The 25,109-nt window shown below is 60.6% G+C and carries 20 protein-coding genes; 11 read left to right on the forward strand and 9 right to left on the reverse strand.

The genetic code is table 11. The features are described from left to right. Window positions 1–413: 413 nt before the first annotated feature. A complete protein-coding gene (gene rnhA, locus GQA94_RS16440) occupies window positions 414–866 on the reverse strand; it encodes a ribonuclease HI (protein WP_158189024.1) in 453 nt (150 codons plus the stop codon). A 17-nt stretch (window positions 867–883) separates the two neighbouring features. Further along, window positions 884–1,639: a class I SAM-dependent methyltransferase gene (locus GQA94_RS16445; protein WP_158189025.1), complete on the reverse strand. Its 756-nt coding sequence runs from the start codon at window positions 1,637–1,639 to the stop codon at window positions 884–886. A 113-nt stretch (window positions 1,640–1,752) separates the two neighbouring features. On the opposite strand from GQA94_RS16445, the gene gloB reads away from it, so the two are divergent. Together gloB and GQA94_RS16455 are read left to right on the forward strand one after the other, a co-directional pair. Continuing rightward, window positions 1,753–2,532 carry a hydroxyacylglutathione hydrolase gene (gene gloB, locus GQA94_RS16450; protein WP_158189026.1) on the forward strand — a complete coding sequence of 260 codons (780 nt, stop codon included), beginning with the start codon at window positions 1,753–1,755 and terminating at the stop codon, window positions 2,530–2,532. 100 nt (window positions 2,533–2,632) lie between these two features. Continuing rightward, entirely contained in the window at window positions 2,633–4,183 is a 1,551-nt protein-coding gene (locus tag GQA94_RS16455; RefSeq protein ID WP_158189027.1) for a LysM peptidoglycan-binding domain-containing protein, read from the forward strand. 23 nt (window positions 4,184–4,206) lie between these two features. Here GQA94_RS16455 and GQA94_RS16460 read toward each other — a convergent pair whose 3' ends face one another. Further along, window positions 4,207–5,652 carry an HDOD domain-containing protein gene (locus tag GQA94_RS16460; RefSeq protein WP_233270174.1) on the reverse strand — a complete coding sequence of 482 codons (1,446 nt, stop codon included), beginning with the start codon at window positions 5,650–5,652 and terminating at the stop codon, window positions 4,207–4,209. A 140-nt stretch (window positions 5,653–5,792) separates the two neighbouring features. Here GQA94_RS16460 and GQA94_RS16465 point away from each other — a divergent pair, with 140 nt between their 5' ends. The 6 genes from GQA94_RS16465 to fabI are packed head-to-tail and all read left to right on the forward strand — an operon-like array spanning window position 5,793 to window position 14,022. Continuing rightward, window positions 5,793–7,622, forward strand: a complete 1,830-nt coding sequence (locus GQA94_RS16465) for an extracellular solute-binding protein (RefSeq protein ID WP_158189028.1) — start codon at window positions 5,793–5,795, stop codon at window positions 7,620–7,622. Then, window positions 7,619–9,499, forward strand: a complete 1,881-nt coding sequence (locus GQA94_RS16470; protein ID WP_158189029.1) for an extracellular solute-binding protein — start codon at window positions 7,619–7,621, stop codon at window positions 9,497–9,499. Before GQA94_RS16465 ends, GQA94_RS16470 begins: the two co-directional genes overlap by 4 nt. Window positions 9,500–9,501: 2 nt before the next feature. Further along, window positions 9,502–10,575, forward strand: a complete 1,074-nt coding sequence (locus GQA94_RS16475) for a microcin C ABC transporter permease YejB (protein ID WP_158189030.1) — start codon at window positions 9,502–9,504, stop codon at window positions 10,573–10,575. A gap of 1 nt (window position 10,576) precedes the next feature. Continuing rightward, window positions 10,577–11,596, forward strand: a complete 1,020-nt coding sequence (locus GQA94_RS16480) for an ABC transporter permease (RefSeq protein ID WP_158189031.1) — start codon at window positions 10,577–10,579, stop codon at window positions 11,594–11,596. 1 nt (window position 11,597) lies between these two features. Next, window positions 11,598–13,247, forward strand: a complete 1,650-nt coding sequence (locus tag GQA94_RS16485; protein ID WP_158189032.1) for an ABC transporter ATP-binding protein — start codon at window positions 11,598–11,600, stop codon at window positions 13,245–13,247. Then, window positions 13,228–14,022, forward strand: coding sequence for an enoyl-ACP reductase FabI (gene fabI, locus GQA94_RS16490; protein ID WP_158189033.1), 795 nt, complete (start codon window positions 13,228–13,230; stop codon window positions 14,020–14,022). The genes GQA94_RS16485 and fabI overlap by 20 nt, the downstream gene beginning before the upstream one ends. 67 nt (window positions 14,023–14,089) lie before the next feature. Here fabI and GQA94_RS16495 read toward each other — a convergent pair whose 3' ends face one another. The 6 genes from GQA94_RS16495 to tig all read right to left on the reverse strand — a co-directional run bounded on the left by GQA94_RS16495 (window position 14,090) and on the right by tig (window position 22,493). Next, window positions 14,090–15,943, reverse strand: coding sequence for a SurA N-terminal domain-containing protein (locus GQA94_RS16495; protein ID WP_158189034.1), 1,854 nt, complete (start codon window positions 15,941–15,943; stop codon window positions 14,090–14,092). 207 nt (window positions 15,944–16,150) lie between these two features. Next, window positions 16,151–16,423, reverse strand: a complete 273-nt coding sequence (gene hupB / locus GQA94_RS16500) for a nucleoid-associated protein HU-beta (RefSeq protein ID WP_003282502.1) — start codon at window positions 16,421–16,423, stop codon at window positions 16,151–16,153. Window positions 16,424–16,555: 132 nt separating this feature from the next. Next, window positions 16,556–18,952, reverse strand: coding sequence for an endopeptidase La (lon, locus tag GQA94_RS16505; protein ID WP_158189035.1), 2,397 nt, complete (start codon window positions 18,950–18,952; stop codon window positions 16,556–16,558). 125 nt (window positions 18,953–19,077) lie between these two features. Beyond that, entirely contained in the window at window positions 19,078–20,358 is a 1,281-nt protein-coding gene (gene clpX / locus GQA94_RS16510; RefSeq protein WP_158189036.1) for an ATP-dependent Clp protease ATP-binding subunit ClpX, read from the reverse strand. 98 nt (window positions 20,359–20,456) lie between these two features. Continuing rightward, window positions 20,457–21,095, reverse strand: a complete 639-nt coding sequence (clpP, locus tag GQA94_RS16515) for an ATP-dependent Clp endopeptidase proteolytic subunit ClpP (protein WP_158189037.1) — start codon at window positions 21,093–21,095, stop codon at window positions 20,457–20,459. Between the two features lie 87 nt (window positions 21,096–21,182). Next, the gene (gene tig, locus GQA94_RS16520) at window positions 21,183–22,493 is read right to left on the reverse strand and encodes a trigger factor (protein WP_158189038.1); all 1,311 of its coding nucleotides are present in this window, start codon (window positions 22,491–22,493) and stop codon (window positions 21,183–21,185) included. Between the two features lie 310 nt (window positions 22,494–22,803). Here tig and GQA94_RS16525 point away from each other — a divergent pair, with 310 nt between their 5' ends. From GQA94_RS16525 to GQA94_RS16535, 3 genes are all read left to right on the forward strand, one after another. Further along, window positions 22,804–23,202, forward strand: coding sequence for a DoxX family protein (locus tag GQA94_RS16525; RefSeq protein ID WP_158189039.1), 399 nt, complete (start codon window positions 22,804–22,806; stop codon window positions 23,200–23,202). Between the two features lie 200 nt (window positions 23,203–23,402). Continuing rightward, window positions 23,403–23,804 (forward strand): hypothetical protein, encoded by a 402-nt coding sequence (locus tag GQA94_RS16530; protein ID WP_158189040.1) that lies wholly within the window; start codon window positions 23,403–23,405, stop codon window positions 23,802–23,804. Window positions 23,805–24,089: 285 nt separating this feature from the next. Then, on the forward strand, window positions 24,090–25,085 hold the full coding sequence (locus GQA94_RS16535; protein WP_158189041.1) for a DctP family TRAP transporter solute-binding subunit: 996 nt from the start codon (window positions 24,090–24,092) through the stop codon (window positions 25,083–25,085). The last annotated feature ends 24 nt before the right edge of the window (window positions 25,086–25,109 follow it).

The following is a 25,109-nucleotide window of genomic DNA, read 5'->3' on the forward strand; positions in this document are numbered from 1 at the left end:
ATTAAAACCCAAGGCAGGATCTAAAACCGCCGCAGTCAGATCGACACAGGTAGAAAACTGAAAACCCCAGCCTGAGACCGTCCCTGTAAGACCTCAAACCTAGGCCCAGGTGAGCCTCAGGCGCAAAAAGCATTGAGGCTTTTACCTTGCCTATGCATCATGACCTAATGGCGATGAGTATCTGAAACACTGGGGGTCGCCCCCCAAATCCAAAATGTAAACGATGGGCCCAATTAGAGGCGCACGGTTTACATTTTCCCCTGCCAGCTCTTAACGAAAGAAACTGATCCACCAAAACACCAGCCTTAAACCCGCATTTTTAGAGGAGTAGAGATCAAAAGAGGGGGCTCAGCGCACGTTTACAGTGATGCGCACTGGGTGGAACAACACTACGCTACGCATGTTTCACTCACTCAAGCGGTTTGTCGTTTGGCCTCTACCACGCCGCGATTGGCCAGCAGATCGGCGCGTTCGTTGCCCGGGTGGCCGGTGTGCCCGCGCACCCATTGCCAGCTCACCTGATGACGGTTGACCTGCTCGTCCAGCTGGCGCCACAAGTCGGCGTTTTTCACCGGCTGCTTGGCAGCGGTTTTCCAGCCGCGTTTCTTCCAGTTGGGCATCCAGTCGTTGATGCCCTGCATGACGTACTGCGAGTCGGTTACCAGCTTGACCTGGCAAGGTCTTTTCAGCTCTTCCAGCGCGCGAATCGCCGCCATCAATTCCATTCGATTGTTGGTGGTTTCCGCTTCGCCGCCCCACAGTTCACGCTCGACCCCCTTGTAGACGAGCAGCGCGCCCCAGCCACCGGGCCCCGGATTACCCTTGCAGGCGCCGTCGGTGTAGATCTCGACCGTTTCATCACTCATGAAGGATTGTTCGCCCTTTACTGTTCGGCGTCACGGCGGCTGACCTTCGCCACCGGCATTGGCAGCAGCTGGCCCATACGCTCTCGACGACTCTGTCTCAACGGTCGCAGGCCAACCATCAGCTTACGCGCCACCAGCAGGTAGAAACCGCCAGTGGGCATCTGCAACCGCTGGCCAGCGACCTCCAGCCCCGACAATCGCGCCTGCCACTGCCCCGACGAAAGCGGCGGACAATAGCACCCGAACCGACGTTTCTCCAGCGCGAATCCGAGCAGGTTGAGCCAGTCACCGACACGTGTCGGGCGAATGCAGCGGGCCTGACGAAAGGCTTTGCGCGACAGCAGGCGCGTCGCGCCCCAAGCGCTCCACGGATTGATGCCCAGGATGAGCAGATGCCCGCCCGGCCTGACACTCCGCGCCGCTTCGCGCAGCAAGGCATGCGGCGACAGGCTGAAGTCCAGACCATGCTGAACCACCACGACGTCAGCGGCATGTTCGCCAATCGGCCAGGACTGTTCTTCGCAAACGATCTCCACACCGTCCAGTGGCGGACCGAGCCGGACGCTACGCTTGATTTTCTGCGGCTCGATCGGCGTATTGGCAAAAGGTCCGTAGTGCACCAGATAGCTGCCGAAACAGCGCGACAGTTCCTGCCCGATCGCGCGCTGTTCCTGCTCAAGCAGTTGTCGACCCTGGGGGCTATCGAACCAGGCGCTGGCGTCGTTCATGAGCGACAGCCAATGCTCATCCGATTTGCTACAAGACTCACTCATGGTTGGCCTCCGTTCATCGGTCGGACCGATCCGATAGGCGCTAACCGATCGGTTCAAGTTTCCAATCCGGCTGTTAGGATGCGCTTTTGCTAATGACTTGGCGACCCGTACATATGTTGAACATAGACGCTCTGCCCGCCTTCACCGACAACTACATATGGATGCTCCAGGACCCTGAACAGCGTCTGTGCGCGGCCGTGGACCCGGGTGATGCAGGCCCCGTCCAGGCTTGGCTGGAGGCGCGCCCCGGTTGGCGGCTGACCGACATCCTGGTCACCCACCATCACCACGATCATGTCGGCGGTGTACAACAGCTCAAGGCCGCGCATGGTGCAAGGGTCCATGGCCCGGCTGCGGAGAATATCCCGGCCCGGGACGTGGCGCTGGTCGATGCCCAGCGTATCCGCATTCTCGACCATGAACTTGAGGTCATCGAGGTGCCAGGGCATACCAGCGGTCACATCGCCTATTTCCACAGTGACGCCCAGACCCCCTGGCTGCTGAGCGGCGACACCCTGTTCGCCGCAGGCTGCGGTCGTCTGTTCGAGGGCACCGCCGAGCAGATGTACCGCTCATTGCAGCGGCTGGCGGCGCTGCCGTCCTCCACGCGTGTGTATTGCGCCCACGAGTACACGCTCGGCAACCTGCGGTTCGCGCAGGCAGTCGAGCCGAACAATCGGGCAATTGCCGAACGACTCGAGCAGGTCGTCCGTTTGCGCGAGGCCAAACGCATCACCCTCCCCTCTGAACTGTCCATCGAGCGGGCCACCAACCCCTTCTTGCGCAGCGCCGAGCCAGTCGTGGCTGCCGCAGCAAGCCACCATGCGGGCCGCCAATTGGCGACCCCGGAACGCGTGTTCGCGGCGCTGCGCGCGTGGAAGGATACGTTCTGACGAAGCTCGACCAGTCTTCAAAAACCACGGCGGCGGGTTGACCCACCGGGACGGCATTCCTACACTCCCTCGAATTTTGCGCCAGGGAAACCTTCAGCCAATGCCGCCTGAATCTTCGAACAGCCCTCATCCGGACGCCTTGGCAGCCTCCGGGCGGGCCCTGGCGCTGGCCGTCTGTCTCGCGATCACCGGATGCCAAAGCACCGCTTCGCGCACGCCGGCAGACAGTGAACCGCAAACACGAGCTGTCCCGTTGGTCCAGGAGACCTTGTGGCTCACGGACAAGAAACCTTCCGAGCCGATTCATTCGGACGTATGGGATCGCATGCGGCACGGCTTCAAGTTACAGGACTACCTGGACAGCAACCCGCGCATCGAGCAGCAGCGCCTGCTGTTCTCCAGCCGCCCGAACTCCATCGAAATGGCAAGCGAGCGAGGCAGCCCCTACATCCACTACATCGTCGAGCAACTCGAAGAGCGCGACATGCCGCTCGAGCTGGCGTTGTTGCCCATCATCGAGAGTGCCTACAACCCCTTCGCCTATTCGCCCGCCCAGGCAGTGGGCCTGTGGCAGTTCATTCCGTCCACAGGCCGGCATTTCAACCTGCAGCAGACCAGTTGGTACGACGGCAGACGCGACATCACCGCGTCCACCGCCGCGGCCCTGCGCTACCTGACCTACCTGCATGGCCTGTTCAATGACGACTGGCTGCTGGCCCTGGCGGCGTATAACGCCGGCGAAGGCACCGTCAGCCGCGCCATCGAGCGCAACCAGAAGCTCGGCTTGCCGACCGACTACTGGAATTTGCCACTGCCTCGCGAGACGCGCGATTACGTACCCAAGCTGCTGGCCCTCTCGCAGATGGTTCAAAGCCCCGAAGCCTACGGACTCAATCTGAACCCGATCGCCAACGAGCCCTATTTCGAAGTGGTAGCCCTCAAGCAACGCATGGATCTGGCCAGGGTTGCCGAAATGGTCAATCTTGAAGAGGACGAGATCTACCAGCTGAACCCGGCGTTTACCCGCCGTATCACCCTGGACGGACCGCAGCATCTGCTGGTTCCGAGCGACAAGGCCGAGATGTTCGCCGCCAATCTGGCCCTGATGAAACCGCAGGACCTGGTCGACTGGCAGCAATACAAGGTCCGCCCCGGTGACACCCTTGGCGCAATCGCCAACCGGCATCGGCTGTCGGTCAACGTCATTCGCGACATCAACCGGCTTCGCGGCGATCGTCTGCAAATTGGTCAGGTGCTGAGCATTCCGCAGTCGGCAGGCTCGGGACAATCCCGCGAGCTGCTGCATGCCGTCGCACGTAGCCAGCCTGCGCCTCGCAGCTATCGGGTGCGCCAGGGCGACAATCTCTGGGATATCGCCAAAGCGCAGAAGGTCTCGGTCCGTGACCTGCAGCGCTGGAACAACCTGTCGGGCAGCAGCATCAAAGTAGGCCAGGCGCTGTTTCTTCAGGCCGCCGGCAGTAACCAGCGAGCCAAGCCCGCGCCGACCTATTACAAGGTCAAGAAAGGTGATTCGCTGTATGAAATCGCCAAGCGCTTCAATGTTCAGATCAACAACCTGAAGACCTGGAATCCCAGGGACAGTGTGATGCTCAAGCCCGGCCAGACGCTCACCCTGTATATCCCCCACTGACCGCAGCAGCGGGCATCGGTCGCTCAGCCACGCCTGCCGAGCACGTCCAGGCAGCGCCCGGCCAGTTGCGTGAATCGCTGGAAGGCGACGAACTGCTCGTGCTTCAAAGCCCGTCCGGACAGGCGGTTGTCGGCATAGAGCACCCCGATTTCACGCGTACCCGCCATCAACGGCGCAATGAAAAACATGCCCTTGCCCAGTTGCTGGCGTAGCGGCGCGGTCACCAGCTCATCGAGCTTGTAACTGGCCGGCACACCCATCCAGAGCGGCTGACGCTGACGAAGCACGTAGCTGAAGATATGCGCCTGGCCCGAGGGGTCTGCAGGCAAGACGAAGGCGTCCAGCCACGGCTGGGTTTGCTGTCCGGCGACGCAGCGGGCCCGGAACGTGGTGTGCTGATCAGCGAGGACGGTCAACATCACCCGCTCGAGCCCGGCCCCTGCGTGCAGCCCTTTGAGCAGCGCCTCGAGAATCAAGCTGACGTCGCCTCGACTCGCTGCCATCATTCCGAGGTCCTGCATCGCCTGCTGCATCAGCGAAAGGTCCGGCTGCAATTGGCTCGCCGCGCGCTGTGCCTGCTGCGACTGAACCTGCTCCGGGTCGGTCGAGGGGATCAGGCTGCACAATCGGCTGGCGCCGAACGTCGTCGCCACGTTGACCGCCTCATCGGCGCTGGCGAGGATCTGCTGCATCGCGTCCGCTTCGGATATGCCACTGAACTCGGCCAATTCCTTGACCAGGCTTTCCATTTGCGCACAGCCCCAGCCGTTCAGCGCAGCCGAGCCGATGCGAACTCCCAGGCTTACCGAACGCACCGCGGGGTCACGCAGATTGGCGGAACTGTGAGCGAAACCGGCAAGCTCACCGATATTCCAGCTTTTGATCAGCCCGAGGTTCAATTGGCGAAAACTGGTGCCCAGCACCCGCTCGACCGCCGCATCGTGATCCGTATCGCTCGAGGCCAGGGCCTCGCCAAGGGCGTCAGCCTGCTCGCCGCCGCACCCCCAGAAAGCAAGCTCGCCGACCTCATGGAGCAGCGCCGCGATGAAGACTTCCTCCTCATGCTTGCTCAGCACGTAGCCGGCGATGTTGCGTGCCTGCACCGCCGCATGAAACGACCGTGCCAGCAGTTCCTGCAATTGCTGACGAGGCGCACGGTCCAGTAGACCATCGATCAGGCTGACCGAAAGACTGATCAGGCGGACGTTATCGAAGCCGATCATGACGATGGCCCGAGAGATGGTCTTGATGGTTTCCTGTGACGGATTGTAATAACTGCTATTACCGACCCGGAGCACCTTGGAGGTCAGCGCCGCGTCGCGCAGCAGCACGTCGGCAAGCTGTTGAACGGATGCATTCTGCTGTTCCGTGAGGCGCTGCAGGTCCTGCACGACGGCCGCCAACGCAGGCAGCTCGGATTGGTTCAGGCGGTCGATCCATGACTGCAGACCAAAGCTCGTTTCACTCAAATTCGGCGACCTCGCCCAGCGATCACGCGGCTAAAAGGAAGGCAGTTTGCCCAGATAGTCGGCCTTTTTCCAGCGGATACAAGCTGTTACTGTACTCGGCCGAAAAGACCGAAAGCGCCATGGATCGGATTCACCATTTGATGCGACCCATCCTATTGTTACTGAGCTGTCTGGGCTTGAGCTTTCCGTCGTTCGCGACCATCAGCGAAAGCCACGGCTACGCACAGTTCGGCACCCTCAAATATGCAGAAGATTTCACCCACTTCGACTGGGTGAACCCCGACGCGCCAAAAGGCGGGCGCGTCCGCCTCATGGCATCCGGCACATTCGACACGCTCAACCCCTACACTTTCAAAGGGACCAGTCCCAATGCGACGCCGGGCTTCTTCCAGTACGGCATCAGCGAGCTGAACGAACCTTTGATGGTCGGCACCGGTATCTACGATCCCTCCGGCGACGAGCCGGCGTCGGTTTACGGGCTGATCGCGGAAACCATCGAGTACGCCGATAACCATAGTTGGGTGGTTTTCAATCTGCGCGATTCCGCGCGCTTCCATGACGGCAAGCCGATTACCGCCTACGACGTGGCCTTTTCCTATCGATTGCTGATCAAGGATGGTCATCCGCGTTACCGCACCGACCTGCAGGGCATCAAGCGCGTCGACATCCTCAATCGCCACCGAATCCGCTTCGTGTTCGACAAGCCCGGTCAGCCGTTACTGATCATGCGTCTCGGTGAGCTACCGGTCCTGCCGCAGCATTACTGGAAAAATCGCGACTTCCGCGCCACGACCTTCGAGCCTCCCCTGGGCAGTGGCCCGTACCGCATCAGCGAGGTCCAGCCAGGCCGTCGGCTAAGCTTCGAGCGTGTGAAGAACTGGTGGGGCGAAGAGCTGCCAGCCAACCGTGGCAAGTACAACTTCGATCGCATCGATGTCGAGTTCTACCGCGACACGACGGTCGCATTCGAAGCCTTCAAGGTCGGTGAATTCGATTTCTATATCGAACACCAGGCGAAAAACTGGGCCAACGGCTACCAGTTTCCGGCCGTGCTGCGCGGCGATGTGATTCGGGCGGAGATACCGCATCGGATTCCCACCCAGACCCAGGCCCTGTTCATGAACGGGCGCCGACCGGCCTTTGCCGACGTCAGGGTCCGTCAGGCATTGGGCATGCTGTTCGACTTCGAATGGACCAACCGTGCCCTGTTCTACGGTGCTTATCGGCGCAGCGAAAGTTATTACCCGAACAGCGAGTTTTCAGCGACTGGTACACCCGAAGGCGGCGAATGGCTGCTCCTGTCGCCTTTTCGCGATCAGCTACCGGCCCAGCTGTTCACCGAGCCGTTCGAACTGCCGAAAACGGACGGGCGCGGCATTCCACGCGACACCCTGCGCGAGGCGCTGGCATTGCTCGGCGACGCGGGCTGGAAGCTGACCCCCGAGGGTCTTCGCGACCGGTCAGGGCGCGCTTTTCATTTCGAGATACTGCTCGTCAATCCGCGACTCGAACGCATCCTCCAGCCCTACGTGGAAAATCTGGCACGCATTGGCATACACGCCCGCTTACGTAGCGTTGATGGTGCGCAATACAAGCAGCGCCTGGATCAGTACGATTACGACGTGATCCTGACGACGCTGGCCCAAAGCCTCAGCCCCGGACTGGAACAATGGCTGTATTTCCATTCCAGCCAACTGAACGTGAAAGGTGGTCGCAACTATGCCGGGATCGCCAACCCGGTGGTCGACGCCCTGATCGAAACACTGCTCGGGGCCAAAACCCGTGAAGAACAGGTCGCCGCGGCACGTGCCATCGACCGCGTCCTGCTCTGGCACCACTACACCATTCCCAACTGGTACATCAGCTACCACCGCCTGGCATATCGCAATCGGTTCGCCCACCTCACCACACCGCCCTATACCCTCGGGCTGCGTGCGTGGTGGTTGAAGGACCTGGAGAAGGCTCAATGACTAAAACAGCTCGTTTGTCGATCCTGCATGCAGGCTTCCTCGCGCTTGCCTGCGTGGCGGGCGTGGCCGAGGCGGCCTCTCGACATGCCTTGACACTCTATGGCGAGAAGCCGAAGTACCCCGCCGATTTTTCGCACTTCGACTACGCCAATCCGGACGCGCCAAAAGGCGGGACCCTGCGTCAGGCCGGCTTCGGCAGTTTCGATTCGCTCAACCCCTTCATCAACAAAGGCGTCGCCGCAGATGACATCGGCCTCATCTACGACACGCTGACGACCAATAGTCTCGATGAGCCTTTCACGGTTTACGGCCTGCTGGCGGAGAAGATCGAAAAGGGCCCGAATAACGAGTGGGTCCGTTTTTACCTACGGCCCGAGGCACGCTTCCATGATGGCGAGCCGGTCGAGGCCGAGGACGTGGTATTTACGTTCGAAACACTGGTCAGCAAAGGCGCGCCGCATTACCGCGGTTATTACGCTGACGTCGAGAAAGCGGTGGTCGAGGGACCTCGTCGCGTTCGGTTCGATTTCAAACACGCCGGTAACCGCGAACTCCCGCTTATTCTCGGGCAACTGCCCGTACTGCCCAAGCACTGGTGGGCCGAAAGGGATTTCAGCGCCGGCAGCATGGAGCCCCCGCTGGGCAGTGGACCCTATCGGGTAGAGCGCGTGGATGCAGGCCGTTCGGTACGTTATGCCCGCGTCGAGGACTACTGGGGCAAGCATCTGGCGGTCAATCGAGGCTTCTACAACTTCGACCACGTGCATTTCGATTACTACCGCGACAACACAGTGGCGCTGCAGGCCTTCAAGGCAGGACATTTCGACTACTGGCTGGAAACCAGCGCGAAGAACTGGGCCACCGCCTACGACACCGCAGCGGTCAGGGACGGGCGGATCATCAAGGAAGAAATCGCCAACCACAATCCGCAAGGCATGCAGGGCTTCATCTTCAACACTCGCAAAAAGCATCTGCAGGATGCCAGGGTGCGAGAAGCGCTCGCGCTGCTGTTCGACTTCGAATGGACCAATCGCCAGTTGTTCAATGGCGCCTATACCCGTACCACCAGCTATTTCGACAACTCGGAACTCGCCTCCTCGGGACTGCCGGGCGCGGAGGAACTGCGCCTGCTCGAGCCCCTGCGCGGCCAGATACCCGATGAGGTATTCACCCAGCCCTTCACGCTGCCGCGGACCAACGCCGACGGCATGATCCGCGACCAGCAGCGTCGCGCCTACGAATTGCTCACCGACGTGGGCTGGAAAATCGAGAACGACCGGATGGTCGACACCGAGGGCAAGCCGGTCAAGCTTGAGTTTCTGCTGGTACAAGCAGATTTCGAACGGGTGCTGCTGCCCTACAAGCGCAACCTGGCGGGCCTGGGCATCGACCTGGAAATCCGCCGCGTCGACGTCTCGCAATACATCAATCGGCTGCGGTCGCGCGACTACGACATGATCGTCAGCGGTTTCGGCCAGTCCAGCTCGCCGGGCAACGAGCAGCGCGAATACTGGCACTCGGCGAGCGCGGACAATCCAGGAAGCCGAAATTTCATCGGACTGAAGAGTCCGGCCATCGATACGCTGGTCGAAAAGCTCATCGCCGCCGACTCGCGAGATGAGCTCATCACCCGCACTCGCGCCCTCGATCGCGTGCTGCTATGGGGCCATTACGTCATTCCCAACTGGCACATCAAGACCTGGCGTGTCGCCTATTGGAACCATCTCGCCCATCCGCAAACCACGCCTCAGTCCGACATCGGCCTGATGACCTGGTGGCACAAGCCCGACATCGACATGCCCGTCCCCGAGGCCGTCGACGACGAAGCGGCGGCTGACACAGGCGCCGCCGGCGCACCGCAGCAGGCAGGGCGATAAGCATGCTGGCCTATATCTTTCGGCGATTGCTGCTGATCATTCCGACGCTGTTCGGCATCCTGCTGATCAACTTCCTCATCATCCAGGCCGCACCCGGCGGGCCGGTCGAGCAGGCAATCGCCAAGCTTGAAGGATTCGAAGGCGCGACGAGCCGTATCGCCGGGGGCGGCTCCGAAGTGGCCACCGGCGGCAACAGCTACAGAGGCGCGCAAGGCCTGGATCCGGACCTGATCGCCGAGATCGAGCGACTGTACGGCTTCGACAAGCCGGCGGCGGAACGCTTCTGGATCATGCTCAGCAATTACCTGCGGCTGGATTTCGGTGAGAGTTTCTTTCGCGACGCCACGGTCACCGAGTTGATCGTCGAGAAGATGCCCGTCTCGATCTCACTGGGGCTCTGGAGCACCCTGATCATGTACCTGGCGTCGATACCGCTGGGCATCGCCAAAGCGACTCGCCATGGCAGCAAGTTCGACGTCTGGACCAGTTCGGCAATCATCGTCGGCTATGCGATCCCAGCGTTCCTGTTTGCCATTCTGTTGATCGTGCTGTTCGCCGGTGGCAGCTACTGGAACTGGTTTCCGTTAAGGGGGCTGACCTCGGGCAATTTCGACGAACTGACGCTCACCGGAAAGATCATCGACTACTTCTGGCACCTTGCGTTGCCGGTCACGGCGCTGGTGATCGGCAACTTCGCCACCCTGACGCTGCTGACCAAGAACAGCTTTCTCGACGAGATCAACAAGCAGTACGTGATCACGGCACGGGCGAAGGGATTGAGCAAGAATCGGGTGCTCTACGGCCACGTCTTCCGCAACGCAATGTTGATCATCATCGCCGGTTTCCCATCGGCATTCATCGGCATGTTCTTCACCGGCTCGTTGTTGATCGAGGTGATCTTCTCGCTCGACGGCCTTGGCTTGCTCAGCTTCGAAGCCGCCATCAACCGCGATTACCCCGTCGTGTTCGGCACGCTGTTTCTTTTCACCCTGCTCGGTCTGGTGGTCAAGCTGATCGGTGACCTGACCTATACGCTCGTCGACCCGCGAATCGATTTCGAAAGCAGGGAGGCCTGACATGCCGCTATCGCCGCTCAATCAGCGCCGCTTCGCCCTGTTCAAAGCCCACAAGCGTGGCTGGTGGTCGCTGTGGCTGTTTCTCACGCTGTTCATCCTCAGCCTGGGGGCCGAACTGATCGCCAACGACAAGCCGATCGTGGTGCGTTTCGATGGAGGCTGGTATTTCCCCGTATTTAAACGCTATCCCGAGACCGTGTTCGGCGGCGAGTTTCCCCTGCAGGCTGACTACAAGGGTCCGTACATCCAGGAGCTGATCGAAAAGAAGGACGGCTGGATGATCTGGCCGCCGATCCCGTTTCATCATTCGAGCATCAACTACGACCTTCAGGTTCCGGCACCCGCCCCGCCCTCATGGAACAATTGGCTGGGCACAGACGACCAAGGCCGCGATGTGTTCGCCAGAATCATCTACGGTTTCCGCATTTCGGTGCTGTTTGCGCTGACGCTGACGTTGATCAGCTCGGTGATAGGCGTCGTCGCCGGCGCGCTGCAAGGGTTCTATGGTGGCTGGGTCGACCTGGTCGGGCAGCGCGTGCTGGAAATCTGGTCAGGGCTGCCCGTGCTCTACCTGCTAATCATCCTGGCCAGCTTCGTGCAACCGAACTTCTGGTGGCTGCTCGGCATCATGCTTCTGTTCTCCTGGATGAGCCTGGTCGACGTCGTCCGTGCCGAGTTCCTGCGCGGGCGTAACCTCGAATACGTTCGGGCCGCGCGAGCGCTGGGCATGCGCAACGGCGCGATCATGTTCCGTCACATATTGCCCAATGCGATGGTTTCGACGATGACCTTCATGCCATTCATCCTCACCGGGGCGATCGGGACGCTGACGGCACTCGACTTCCTTGGCTTCGGCCTGCCTCCGGGCGCGCCCTCGCTGGGCGAACTGGTCGCACAGGGCAAAGCGAATCTGCAAGCGCCATGGTTGGGCATCAGCGCATTCCTGGTCCTGGCCATCATGCTGACCTTACTGGTGTTTATCGGCGAGGCTGCCCGCGACGCCTTCGATCCGAGGAAATAGCATGGCCGAGAATCTGATAGAAGTCCGCGATCTCGCCGTCGAGTTCGTCACTGGCGGTCGAGCACAACGCGTCGTCGAAGGGGTGAGCTTCGATATCCGCAAAGGCGAGACCTTGGCCCTGGTGGGTGAAAGCGGCTCTGGCAAATCCGTCACGGCCCACTCGATATTACGCCTGCTGCCCTACCCGCTCGCACAGCACCCCGCCGGCGAGATTCGTTACGCCGGTGATGACCTGCTCAAGGCAAGCGAAAAACGCATGCGGGGCATACGCGGCGACCGGATCGCCATGGTCTTCCAGGAGCCGATGACCTCGCTCAACCCGCTGCACACGATCGGCAAACAGATCAATGAAGTCCTGCAGATCCACAAGGGGCTCAATGGCAAGGCGGCCACGGCACGCACCTTGGAACTCCTGGAGCTGGTGGGAATACCAGACCCGGCCAAGCGCATCCGAGCCTATCCCCATGAGCTGTCGGGGGGGCAGCGCCAGCGGGTGATGATCGCCATGGCGCTGGCGAACGAGCCCGAGCTGCTGATCGCCGACGAACCGACCACCGCGCTGGACGTGACGGTGCAGTTGAAGATACTGGAATTGCTCAAGCACCTGCAGGCGCGCCTGGGCATGGCATTGCTCCTGATCAGCCATGATCTGAACCTCGTTCGCCGAATAGCCGATCATGTATGTGTCATGCAGAGCGGTCGCGTCGTCGAACAAGCACCTTGCGAACAATTGTTCCGGTCACCGCAGCATCCCTACACACGGGAACTGCTCGCCGCAGAGCCTAGCGGCGGACCGGTAGCGGTTGAAGCAGCGTCGCCGACATTGCTCGAAGTGAAGGACCTGCGGGTCTGGTTTCCGATCAAGAAGGGGCTGTTCAGAAAGACCGTCGACCACGTCAAAGCGGTCGACGGCGTCACGTTCAGCTTGCCCAAGGGTCAGACGCTGGGCATCGTCGGCGAAAGCGGCTCGGGAAAGTCGACGTTGGGGCTGGCTATCCTGCGGTTGCTGTCCAGCACGGGCGAGATCCGTTTTCGGGATGTCGCGCTGGAACACATGTCACAGCGTCGGGTACGCCCGTTGCGGCGCCAGATGCAGGTGGTGTTTCAGGACCCGTTCGGCAGCCTCAGCCCCAGGATGTCAGTGGGCCAGATCGTCGGAGAGGGGCTCAGTATCCATGGAATGGGAACTGCGGAAGAGCAAGCGCAGGCGATCATCGATGCGCTGGTCGAAGTGGGTCTCGACCCTGAAAGCCGCCACCGCTATCCCCATGAGTTTTCAGGGGGACAGCGTCAGCGAATCGCCATTGCCAGGGCCCTGGTCCTCAAGCCTGATCTGATCCTGCTTGATGAACCGACCTCGGCATTGGATCGAACCGTACAACGGCAGGTGGTAGAGCTACTACGCTCGCTACAGGCCAAGTACAACCTGACCTACCTGTTCATCAGCCATGATCTGGCGGTGGTGCGGGCGCTCAGTCACCAGATGATGGTGGTCAAGCAAGGCAAGGTCGTCGAACAGGGAGCGGCCGAGGCGATCTTCGCCGCTCCTCAACATCCGTATACACAGCAGCTGCTGGAATCTGCCTTTATGGTCCCAGCCGCTGAAGAACCACCAGAAGAGGGACAAGCACATGGGTTTTCTTACCGGTAAGCGCGTACTGATCGTCGGCGTCGCCAGCAAATTGTCGATCGCCTCCGGCATCGCCGCGGCCATGCACCGTGAAGGCGCCGAACTGGCTTTCACCTATCAGAACGAGAAACTCAAGGGTCGCGTCGAAGAGTTCGCTGCAAGCTGGGGCTCAGGGCCGGAGCTGTGCTTCCCATGCGACGTCGCCAGCGACGATGAAATCGTCCAGGTATTCGAAGAGCTGGGCAAGAAGTGGGATGGTCTGGACGGTATCGTTCACTCGGTAGGCTTCGCCCCGGGCGACCAGCTCGACGGCGACTTCACCGAGGTCACCACCCGCGAAGGCTTCCGTATAGCGCACGACATCAGCGCCTACAGCCTCGTCGCGCTGGCCAAGGCCGGACGCCCGATGATGAAGGGCCGCAATGGCAGCATCCTGACCCTCTCCTACCTGGGCGCCGAGCGCACCATGCCCAACTACAACGTGATGGGCATGGCCAAGGCCAGCCTCGAGGCCGGCGTGCGTTACCTCGCGGGCAGCCTCGGCCCGGAAGGCACGCGGGTCAACGCCGTCTCGGCAGGTCCCATCCGCACGCTGGCAGCGTCGGGTATCAAGAGCTTCCGCAAGATGCTGGCGGCCAACGAGAAGCAGACGCCGCTGCGTCGCAACGTCACGATCGACGAAGTCGGCAACGCCGGCGCGTTCCTGTGCTCGGACCTGGCGTCCGGTATCAGCGGCGAAATTCTCTACGTAGATGGCGGTTTCAATACCACCGCGATGGGTGCGATCGAAGACTGATCACCGGCCATAAAAAAACCCGCATTCACATGCGGGTTTTTTTTGCCTTAGCGAGAGGCCAACACCATCAGAAGGTTTCGATCTCAGCGTCGGCATGCAGCATCTGGCGATAAGCCGCGAAATCCAGCTGCCCACTGCGCGAGGCCAGGAAGCGGCGATAGTTCTGCTTGTCCTCCTCGGACAGCGCGGCTTTCGGCTCGCTGACGCCGCTCAGGCGAACGACAACGAAATCGCCGCCAGAGAGGCGGACGCTGCCAAACGTTGGCTTGTCGCTGGTCTCAGGCTTGGGCATGCGGAACACCTGCTGGAGCACCGCCGGATCGACGCCTTCCTGGTTACGCGAAGCGGCTTCGACCGGCTGCCATTGCTGGTCGGCCTGCTCGCCATTACGTAGCGCAGTGATCAAGCGCTCGCCCGCCTCTTGCGCACGCTCGGCAGCCTTGCTGCGCTGCAACTGAGCCACGATGTCGCCTTTCACTTCATCGAACGGAATGACTTCCGGTTGCAGATGCTGCTTCACACGCACCGCAACGACCGTATCCGGGTCCAGCTCGATGACCCCGCTGTTGGCACCGTCAATCAGCACCTCATCGCTGAAGGCTGCCTGGATGATCTGCCTGTTGGCGGTGAGGCCAGCCCCACCTTCACGCCCGAACGCCTCGGTGGTCTGGACGGACAAGCCCAGCTCCTGCGCAGGCTGCACCAGGTCGGACGATTCGAATGCGGTGTCCTCCAATTGCTTGCTCGCCTCGACAAACCGCTGCTCGACCTGCTGCGCCTTGAGTTCACGGACCAGTTCGGGCTTCAGGCTTTCCAGCGTGGGAACTTCCGGCGACTGAACGCCCAGCAGCTTGATCAGATGCCAGCCGAAGTCGGAACGTACCGGCGCCGACACCTGCCCTTGCTCGAGTGCATACAGCGCCTCTTCGAAAGCAGGGTCATAAACGCCTGGGCCTGCAAAACCCAGATCGCCGCCGTCATTGGCCGAGCCCGGATCTTCGGAGGCTTCCTTGGCCAATGCCGAGAAATCCTCGCCTGCAGCCAGCCGCTCGGCGATCTGTTCGATCTTCGCCTTGGCTTCGGCATCGCTGGCGTCATCGGCTTCGATCAGGATATGCGCCGCGCGGCGCTGCTCCGCGAGATTGGCGATACGCTGCTGGTAGAGCTCGTTCACTTGCTCATCGGTGACGTCGACCTGGTCGAAGAAAGACGCCTTGTTCAGCTCTACATACTCCAGAACAACCTGCTCCGGCGAGCGGTAGCGGTCGGTGTTCTGATCGTAATGTTCGCGCGCCTCTTCGTCCGACACCTCAACCGCGGCCACATCTGCCGGCACGGTGACCGTTGCGAAATCGCGGGTTTGCTGCTCGAGGCGAGCAAAACCTTCGATCTGCTCGTCCGTGACGAAGCCGGAGCCGGAGATGCCCGCGCGAAGCTGTCCGATCAGCATCTCCTGCTTGAGAAGCTCACGGAACTGGAGTCGCGTATAGCCCATCTGCTGAATGACCTGATCGAAGCGCGCCGCGTTGAACGCGCCGTCTACGGTGAACTCGGGCGTCTGCAGAATCATCTGATCGAGCGCAGCCTCGGAGAACGCGAAATTCGCATCACGCGCGCCCTGAAGCAACAACGCTCGATCTATCAGCGCGCGCAGGGAAGACTCGCGTACCAGCTTGTCGTCCAGCAGCGAGGGATCGAAATCGCCCCCGAACTGTTGAGCCAACTGCCGACGCTGCATGTTCATGGCCTGGTTGAGCTCGTCCAGCGAGATTTCCTCACCGTTGACCTCAGCGGCATTGCGGCTGTTGCTGGCGGCACTGAAGATGGCGTCGAAGCCGGTCAGTGCCAGCAACATGATGATGATGCCGATGATGGTTTTGGCAATCCAGCCTTGTGAATTGTCCCTGATATTCTGAAGCATGCGTCCCCCAGGAGTCAGCTGCGCAATCGTCACTGCAGCACGGGTGAATCCGGAAAAAAGAAAGGCGCATCCAGGGATGCGCCTTCTCGGAGCTATTGGAGCGGTTGGGCTTTATCCCCCAAGCCCGAACGCAACAGGCAAGACCTGTTCGAAGACCGCTCCAAGCCAGGGCCAGCGCTAACTGACGACCGGCCGGATCGAAAACGCTTAGTTGACAGCGTCTTTCAGAGCCTTGCCAGCTTTGAAGCCCGGGATCTTGGCCGCAGCGATGTTGATCGGCTTGCCAGTCTGCGGGTTACGACCAGTGCGAGCGGCGCGTTCCTTGACAGCGAAAGTACCGAAACCAACCAGTACCACGGAATCACCAGCCTTCAGGGCGCCAGTGACGGATTCAATCACTGCATCCAGCGCGCGGCCAGCAACAGCTTTCGGGATATCAGCAGATGCAGCGATGGCATCGATCAGTTCCGACTTGTTCACTCTAAGTCCCCTTATTTCTGTTGAGTCGTATCTTTAATTTTGGGTGTAAGCAAAGCGGTGCTGAAATAGCAGCAACACAGTGGGCCGGCTTATATCAAGGCCGCCGAAAATGTGTCAACAAAGCCTTTCAGACTAATGCGTGCTGATTCGCTCCTTGGAATCAGACTCGCGCTTGTCGTCCTTTGCAACGATATCGGGAGCCGCATCGGGCAAGGGCTCCGGCGCGTATTGCAGCGCAATTTGGAGGACTTCGTCAATCCACTTCACCGGTTTAATCTGCAGGTCCTGCTTAATATTCTCAGGAATCTCTTTCAGATCACGCTGATTTTCTTCGGGAATGATCACCGTCTTGATACCACCTCGATGCGCGGCGAGCAGTTTTTCCTTCAAACCGCCGATCGCCAGAACCTGGCCTCGCAAGGTGATTTCCCCGGTCATCGCCACTTCGGCACGAACCGGAATTTGCGTCAGCGCCGAAACGAGCGCCGTGCACATCCCGATCCCCGCGCTCGGACCATCCTTGGGCGTGGCACCTTCGGGCACATGGATATGGATGTCCTGCTTCTCATGGAAATCCACTGCGATACCCAGACTCTTGGCACGACTGCGTACCACCGTAAGCGCCGCGGTGATCGACTCGCCCATGACGTCACCCAACGAGCCGGTCTTGGTCAGTCGGCCCTTGCCAGGCACGACCGCTGCCTCGATGGTCAACAATTCGCCGCCCACCTGCGTCCAGGCCAGGCCAGTGACCTGCCCAACCTGATCCTGCTGCTCGGCGAGCCCATAGCGGAACTTGCGTACGCCAAGGAAATGCTCGAGCGTTTCGGCGGTAATCTTCACCTCGAAGCTCTTCTGTGCCGCGTGTTCCTTGACGACCTTGCGGCAGACCTTCGCCACCTGCCGCTCCAGGCTACGAACACCCGCCTCGCGCGTGTAATAACGGATGATGTCGCGAATGGCGTCCTCGTCGAACGAAAGCTCGGCCTTCTTCAATCCGTTGGCCTGGATCTGCTTCGGAACCAGGTAGCGAATCGCGATATTGATCTTCTCGTCTTCGGTATAACCGGGAAGGCGAATGATCTCCATGCGATCCAGCAACGGTGCCGGAATGTTCATGGAGTTGGCCGTGCAGAGGAACATCACGTCGGACAGGTCGTAATCGACCTCCAGGTAATGGTCGTTGAAATTATGGTTTTGCTCCGGATCGAGCACTTCGAGCAACGCCGAGGCCGGATCACCGCGCATGTCGTTGCCCATCTTGTCGATTTCGTCGAGCAGGAACAGCGGATTGCGGACGCCGACCTTGCTCATTTTCTGGATCAAGCGGCCCGGCATCGAACCGATATAGGTCCGGCGATGACCCCTGATCTCGGCCTCGTCCCGCACGCCGCCCAGCGCCATGCGTACGAACTTGCGGTTGGTGGAGCGCGCAATGGACTCGGCCAGCGAAGTCTTGCCGACGCCCGGAGGGCCAACCAGGCACAGCACCGGTCCCTTGAGCTTTTTCACGCGCTTCTGGACGGCGAGGTATTCCAGGATACGATCCTTCACTTCCTCGAGCCCGTAATGGTCCGTGTCGAGCACCTCCTCGGCCTTAGCCAGATCGAGGCGCACCTTGCTGGCGGCTTTCCACGGCACGTTGACCAGCCAGTCGATGTAGGTCCGGACCACCGTGGCCTCAGCCGACATCGGTGACATCTGCTTGAGCTTGTTCAGCTCGGTCGTCGCCTTGGCGTGTGCGTCCTTGCTCAAGCCGGCGTTTTCGATGCGCTTTTTCAAGTCATCGATTTCGTTATGCCCTTCATCGATGTCGCCCAGCTCTTTCTGAATGGCCTTCATCTGCTCATTCAGGTAGTACTCCCGCTGGCTGCGCTCCATCTGCTTCTTGACGCGGCCACGAATGCGTTTCTCGACCTGCAGCAGATCGATCTCGGCATCCAGCAACGCCAGCACGTGCTCGACGCGGGCCGGCAGATCGGTGATTTCGAGAATCGCCTGCTTCTGCTCGATCTTCAGCGCCATGTGCGCCGCCATGGTATCGACCAGGCGCGCCGGCTCGTCGATGCTCGCCAGCGATGACAGCACCTCGGACGGAACCTTCTTGCCGAGCTGGACGTACTGTTCGAACTGGCTCAGCAGGCTGCGGGTGAAGACTTCCGCCTCACGCTCCTCGACTTCCGATTCGTCAATCAGCGATACCTCGGCGCGGCAGTGATCGTCCACCTCGTAGAAGCGCTCGATGACACCACGCTGTTCGCCCTCGACCAGTACCTTGACGGTGCCATCGGGCAGCTTGAGCAGCTGCAGAACGGTGGCGACGGTACCCACGCGGTACAGCGCATCTTCAGCCGGATCATCGTCGGCCGGATTCTTCTGGGCCAGCAGCAATATCTGCTTGTCACCGGCCATGGCGGATTCGAGGGCCTCGATGGATTTTTCCCGGCCAACGAACAGCGGAATCACCATGTGCGGGTAAACCACGACATCGCGCAGCGGCAAAAGGGGCAATTCGATGGTTGTCTTCATAAATTCAGCTCTACGACGGCCATACGGCGGTAAACGGGAAACACCCTGGCAATCAAGATGAGGGCACGCAGGGCAAAAAACAAGGATGGAAGAAAAGCAAAGGGGCCCGGAGGCCCCTTGTGCTGTTACGCGTCTGGCGCAGCCTTCGCAGGCGGCTCACTGTTTTCGTAGATCAGCAACGGCTGAGAAGTGCCCTCGATCACGCTCTCGTCGATGACCACCTTGCTGACATCCTTCTGCGACGGGATCTCGTACATGGTATCCAACAGGACGCCCTCAAGGATCGAGCGCAGCCCGCGGGCGCCAGTCTTGCGCTCCAGCGCACGAGCGGCGACAGCCTTGAGCGCATCGGTACGGAACTCCAGGTCCACGCCTTCCAGCTCGAACAGCTTGGCGTATTGCTTGGTCAGCGCATTCTTGGGCTCGGTCAGGATCTGAATCAGCGCGGCCTCGTCCAGCTCATCGAGGGTGGCGATGACCGGCAGTCGCCCCACGAACTCGGGGATCAGACCGAACTTGACCAGGTCATCAGGCTCCACGGCCCGCAGCGATTCACCGATCTTCTTGCCCGGATCCTTGCTACGCACCTCGGCATTGAAGCCGATGCCGCCCTGCGTGGAACGACCCTGAATCACCTTTTCCAACCCCGCGAACGCACCGCCACAAATGAACAGGATGTTGCGCGTGTCGACCTGCAGGAACTCCTGCTGCGGATGCTTGCGGCCACCCTGCGGCGGCACCGACGCGACCGTGCCTTCGACCAGCTTGAGCAGCGCTTGTTGGACGCCCTCGCCCGATACGTCACGCGTGATCGATGGGTTATCGGACTTGCGGGAAATCTTGTCGATCTCGTCGATGTAGACAATGCCCATTTGGGCCTTTTCGACATCGTAATCGCACTTCTGCAGCAGCTTCTGAATGATGTTCTCGACATCCTCGCCGACGTATCCCGCCTCGGTGAGCGTGGTGGCGTCAGCGATGGTGAACGGCACGTTCAGCAGCCGTGCAAGCGTTTCGGCAAGCAGCGTCTTGCCCGAGCCGGTCGGCCCGATCAGCAGGATGTTGCTTTTGCCCAGCTCGACTTCTTCTTTCTTGTCGCGCTGGTTGAGTCGCTTGTAATGATTGTAAACAGCCACTGCCAGGATTTTCTTGGCGCGTTCCTGACCAATGACGTACTGGTCGAGAATGCCGCTGATTTCCTTGGGCGCAGGCAGTTTTTGCGCGCTGCTCTCGGCCTGTGCTTCTTGCACCTCCTCACGGATGATGTCATTGCACAGGTCGACGCACTCGTCGCAGATAAAGACCGAGGGGCCGGCAATCAACTTGCGTACTTCATGCTGGCTTTTGCCGCAGAAAGAGCAATAAAGCAGCTTGCCGGAATCCTCGCCGTTGCGGGTATCAGTCATTCGATCGATCCAATCGGGAAGGCTTGAAACACAAGATGAAGGCAATCGTGGGCTTTTTCAAGCCCACGCCACAGCCGGATATCGCCGCGCAGGCGAGATCAGACTGCCATTTGCCGCTGAGCCAGAACCTGGTCGATCAGTCCGTACTTGACGGCCTCTTCGCCACTCATGAAATTGTCACGGTCGGTGTCGCGAGCGATGACTTCCATCGGCTGGCCAGTATGCGCCGCCATCACTTTGTTCAGGCGCTCACGAATCGTGAGGATTTCGCGCGCATGAATCTCGATGTCCGAAGCCTGCCCCTGGAAACCGCCCAGCGGCTGGTGAATCATCATCCGCGAGTGGGGCAGGCAATAACGCTTGCCAGCCGCGCCGCCGGTCAGCAACAGGGCGCCCATGCTGCAAGCCTGCCCGATGCAGATCGTGGACACATCCGGCTTGATGAACTGCATGGTGTCGTAGATCGACATGCCAGCCGTAACCGAACCGCCCGGGGAATTGATGTACAGGTGAATGTCCTTCTCGGGGTTTTCCGCCTCGAGGAACAGCATCTGCGCAACGATCAGGTTGGCCATGTAATCCTCAACCTGACCGACCATGAAGATCACCCGCTCCTTCAGGAGACGGGAATAGATGTCATACGCGCGCTCGCCACGAGCGGACTGCTCGATGACCATCGGCACCAGGCCGCCAGCCGCCTGGATGTCTGGTGCTTGCATAAACGAATTGCCGGACATGTCCAACGATACTCCCTATGTCACGCCGCAAAGACATAAGCCAGCACGAGGCTGGCTTATGTATGTGCATTAAACGGTTAAAGAGGTTCAGGCAGCTTGCGGGGCTTCCGCAGGCTTCACTGCTTCTTCGTAGGAGACCGATTTGTCGGTCACTTTAGCCTGCTGCAGGACAGTATCTACAACTTGTTCTTCGAGCACAACAGAGCGGACTTCGTTCAGTTGCTCGTCGTTCTTGTAGTACCAGGACACGACCTGCTCCGGCTCCTGGTAAGCGGACGCCATCTCCTCGATCAGCTCGCGAACGCGCGCGTCGTCTGGCTTGAGCTCATACTGCTTGACCACTTCGGCAACGATCAGCCCCAGCACGACGCGACGCTTGGCCTGCTCTTCGAACAGCTCCGCCGGCAGTTGATCGGGCTTGATGTTGCCACCGAACTGCTGAACGGCCTGAACGCGCAAGCGGTTCACTTCGTTGTCGACCAGCGCCTTGGGCACCTCGATCGGGTTGGCACTGACCAGACCTTCCATGACCTGGTTCTTGACCTTGGTCTTGATCGCCTGGCGCAGTTCGCGCTCCATGTTTTTCTTGACCTCGGCGCGGAAGCCTTCCAGGCCACCTTCCTGAACACCGAACTGAGCGAAGAACGCTTCGTTCAGCTCCGGCAGCTGAGGTGCCTCGACACTGTTGACGGTCACGGTGAACTCGGCGGTCTTGCCGGCGAGGTCGAGGTTCTGGTAATCCTCGGGGAACGTCGGGTTGATGACCCGCTCTTCACCCGCCTTCGCGCCCACCAGGGCGGATTCGAAGCCCGGGATCATGCGACCGGAGCCCAGGACGAGCTGGGTTCCCTGCGCCGAACCACCGGGGAAGGCTTCGCCGTCGATCTTGCCGACGAAATCAATATTCAGCTGATCGCCGTCTTCAGCGGCGCGATCGGCCTTTTCATAACGGGTATTCTGCTTGCGCAGGATATCGAGCATGTTGTCGACGTCCGCCTCGGACACCTCGGCCTGCAGGCGTTCGATCTCGATCCCGTCGAAACCGGACACCTTGAACTCGGGGAAAACTTCGAACGTCGCAACGTATTCCAGGTCCTTGCCCTTCTCGAACACCTTCGGCTCGACCGCGGGCGCGCCGGCAGGGTTCAGTTTCTCGGCAACCACGGCTTCATAGAAAGTAGCCTGGATCAGATCACCCAGCGCTTCCTGGCGCGCGGCAGCTTCGTAACGCTGACGAATGACGCTCATCGGCACCTTGCCGGGACGGAAACCTGGGATTTTTGCACGGCTGGCGGTCTGTTGCAGACGCTTGTTGACTTCGGTCTCGATGCGCTCGACCGGCACGCCAATGGTCATGCGGCGCTCAAGAGCGGAGGTGCTTTCAACAGAAACTTGCATGGATTTTCCTCGTTGCACAGACATAAGCCGGCATTCCGGCCCCAGAATGGGCAAGCATTCTAGTGGCTCGTATCACAGAAGTCACCCCGCCCGTCAGGGTGCGTTCATCTACAGCCTCATGCCGGCTTTTCTACGTGTTTTCCAGCATGAAGCCACCGACAGGCGGCGCTCGCCGAGCCGGGCACCTGGCCCGCCGATGCACGCCCGGCTGCGTTCGTTTGCCCCACGCCAGAGCAGTCCTTTGTTCACTGGTCTATGTTATTAGAAACGCTCATGCCAGAGCCCTGGCGCCGCAGAGAAGAGACGAGTCATGACTGATGATATTGGGAAGCTGGTACTGAGGGTTTCGGTGGGTGTACTGATTCTCCTGCACGGGATCGCCAAGCTGCAAGGCGGCGTCGGGGGCATCGCCGGCATGCTGAGCAGCCACGGGTTGCCCAGCTTCCTCGCGTACGGTGCGTACCTCGGGGAAGTGCTCGGGCCGGTGCTGGTGATCATCGGGCTGTTCTCGCGCGTGGGCGCCGTGCTGATGGTCGGCAACATGCTCTTCGCCTTTGCGCTGGCTCATATGGACGAGTTGTTTTCAATCGGCCAGATGGGTGGCTGGGCGCTCGAACTGCAGGGCATGTTCCTGTTCGGCTCGATTGCCATCGCTTTGCTCGGCGCGGGCCGCTACAGCGTCGGCGGAAACCTGGGCCGTTTCAATTGATAGGTGAATAGGTGGGCTGCCGGCGACTGACAGCACCGGCGACCAGATCAGCCGAGTGCTGCTCAGTCGTCGACAGCCCAATCCAACCCTAGCCATTGAAGTCGAACCCTTTCCCGCAGCGCTACTTGGGTGCCGCCCCGGTTGCTCATTTCGTCGATGAGATGCGCAACACCACGCTTTGCCCGCTATGATCAGGCCCCATGACTGCTTCGGTTCCAATCCGTCAACCCTGCCCCCCAGCGGCCTGCATCTGTCGCCGTGAACGGTTGCAGGAAAACCCCGACAGCGACCTGCGCATCCTTCGTCTGACCCGGCACGAAGAGCATCGTCTGCTGGATCGCCTGGAGAATCTGGCGAGCCTTCCTGATCTCCAACGCCTGCAACAACGCCTGTATGAGCAGTTGGGCATTCGCCTGGACATCGCACCCGGTCCCAACGAGGTGCGCAGCATGCGCGGGATTCGCATCACGATCGCCGAGCAGCCCGGTCTTTGCCGCAAGACTCGCCAAGCGATTCCAGCGGCCATTCGGCGGGGGCTGGAGAAACACCCGCAAATCGCTTACGAGCTGCTCAACACCCATGACCTGCTGCGCGACGCCTGAACTGCCCCGACGAAAGACGAGGCCTTCGGTAATGGCGCTCTGTAGCGCCTTCTGCGATAGTTGTCCGATCAGTCGATAACCACTGGTTGCCTCCCGCCCACAAGGCTTTGAGGCGTTGTGACGCATTGCGAGCCTCGCTGCCCTCACCCGTGCGCAGCAGCCGCGTCTTTTGTCGCGCTATCCGCGCGTCCCCTGGCTCACCGCCATCGTTGTGCCCGCCGCTGTTCACCAGCGCCTGGCCGTTCGACATAACAACCAAAAGACCGATCCGAACAAGGACGCACCATGAAACTGACCCGTTGCTTTACCGCGCTGGCCGTCGCTGCCGCGCTGTCCGCCAGCTTTACTGCCGCAGCCCGCGAATACTCCGTTTCCACTGTGCTGTCCGATGCCTTCCCCTGGGGCCAGGCCGCGCAGAAATGGGCCGACCTGGTGGAGGAGCGCTCCAACGGCGAGATCACCCTGCGCGTATACCCCAACGCGCAACTGGTAGCGGGCGATCAGACCAAGGAATTCTCCGCCATGCGCTCCGGCCTGATCGACATGGCGGTCGGCTCCACCATCAATTGGTCCCCGCAAGTGCCGGAGCTGAACCTGTTTTCGTTGCCCTTCCTGATGGCCAATAGTGCGGACCTGGACGCGATCACTCAGGGCGAAGCCGGCAAGCAGGCCTTCGAAGCCATCGAGAAACGCGGCATCGTCCCACTGGCATGGGGCGAAAATGGCTTTCGCGAGATTTCCAACTCGTCCAAACCCGTGAAGACACCGGCAGATCTGGCCGGCCTGAAAATCCGCGTGGTCGGCTCGCCGCTGTTCCAGGACACCTTCACCGCCCTGGGCGCCAACCCGACCCAGATGAGCTGGGCCGACGCCAAGCCGGCGTTGACCACAGGCGCAGTCGATGGTCAGGAAAATCCGCTCTCGGTCTTCGATGTGGCACGCGTCGACCAGGTGGGCCAGAAGTACCTGACGCTCTGGCATTACATGGCCGACCCGCTGGTCTTTGCCGTCAACCAGCGCGTCTGGAAGCAACTGCCCGAAGCCGATCGTGAACTCCTGCGCCAGGCGGCAATCGACGCCGGCAAGTGGGAAATCGAACTGTCGCGCAACGCCGAAGCCAAGCGCCTCGAAGATATTCGTTCACGCGGCGTCGAGGTGACGGAACTGACCCGCGAGGAGCATCAGGCATTCGTCGAGGCGACTCGCGTGGTACACGAGAAATGGGCGCCCAAGATCGGTGCTGAACTGCTCGAGGCGGCCCGGGCGGCCATCGCAGAGTAAAACCGTTTCGCCCGGCGGCGCGGC

Origin of the sequence: Stutzerimonas stutzeri, assembly GCF_009789555.1 — a bacterium.
Classification (GTDB): Bacteria; Pseudomonadota; Gammaproteobacteria; order Pseudomonadales; family Pseudomonadaceae; genus Stutzerimonas; species Stutzerimonas stutzeri_R.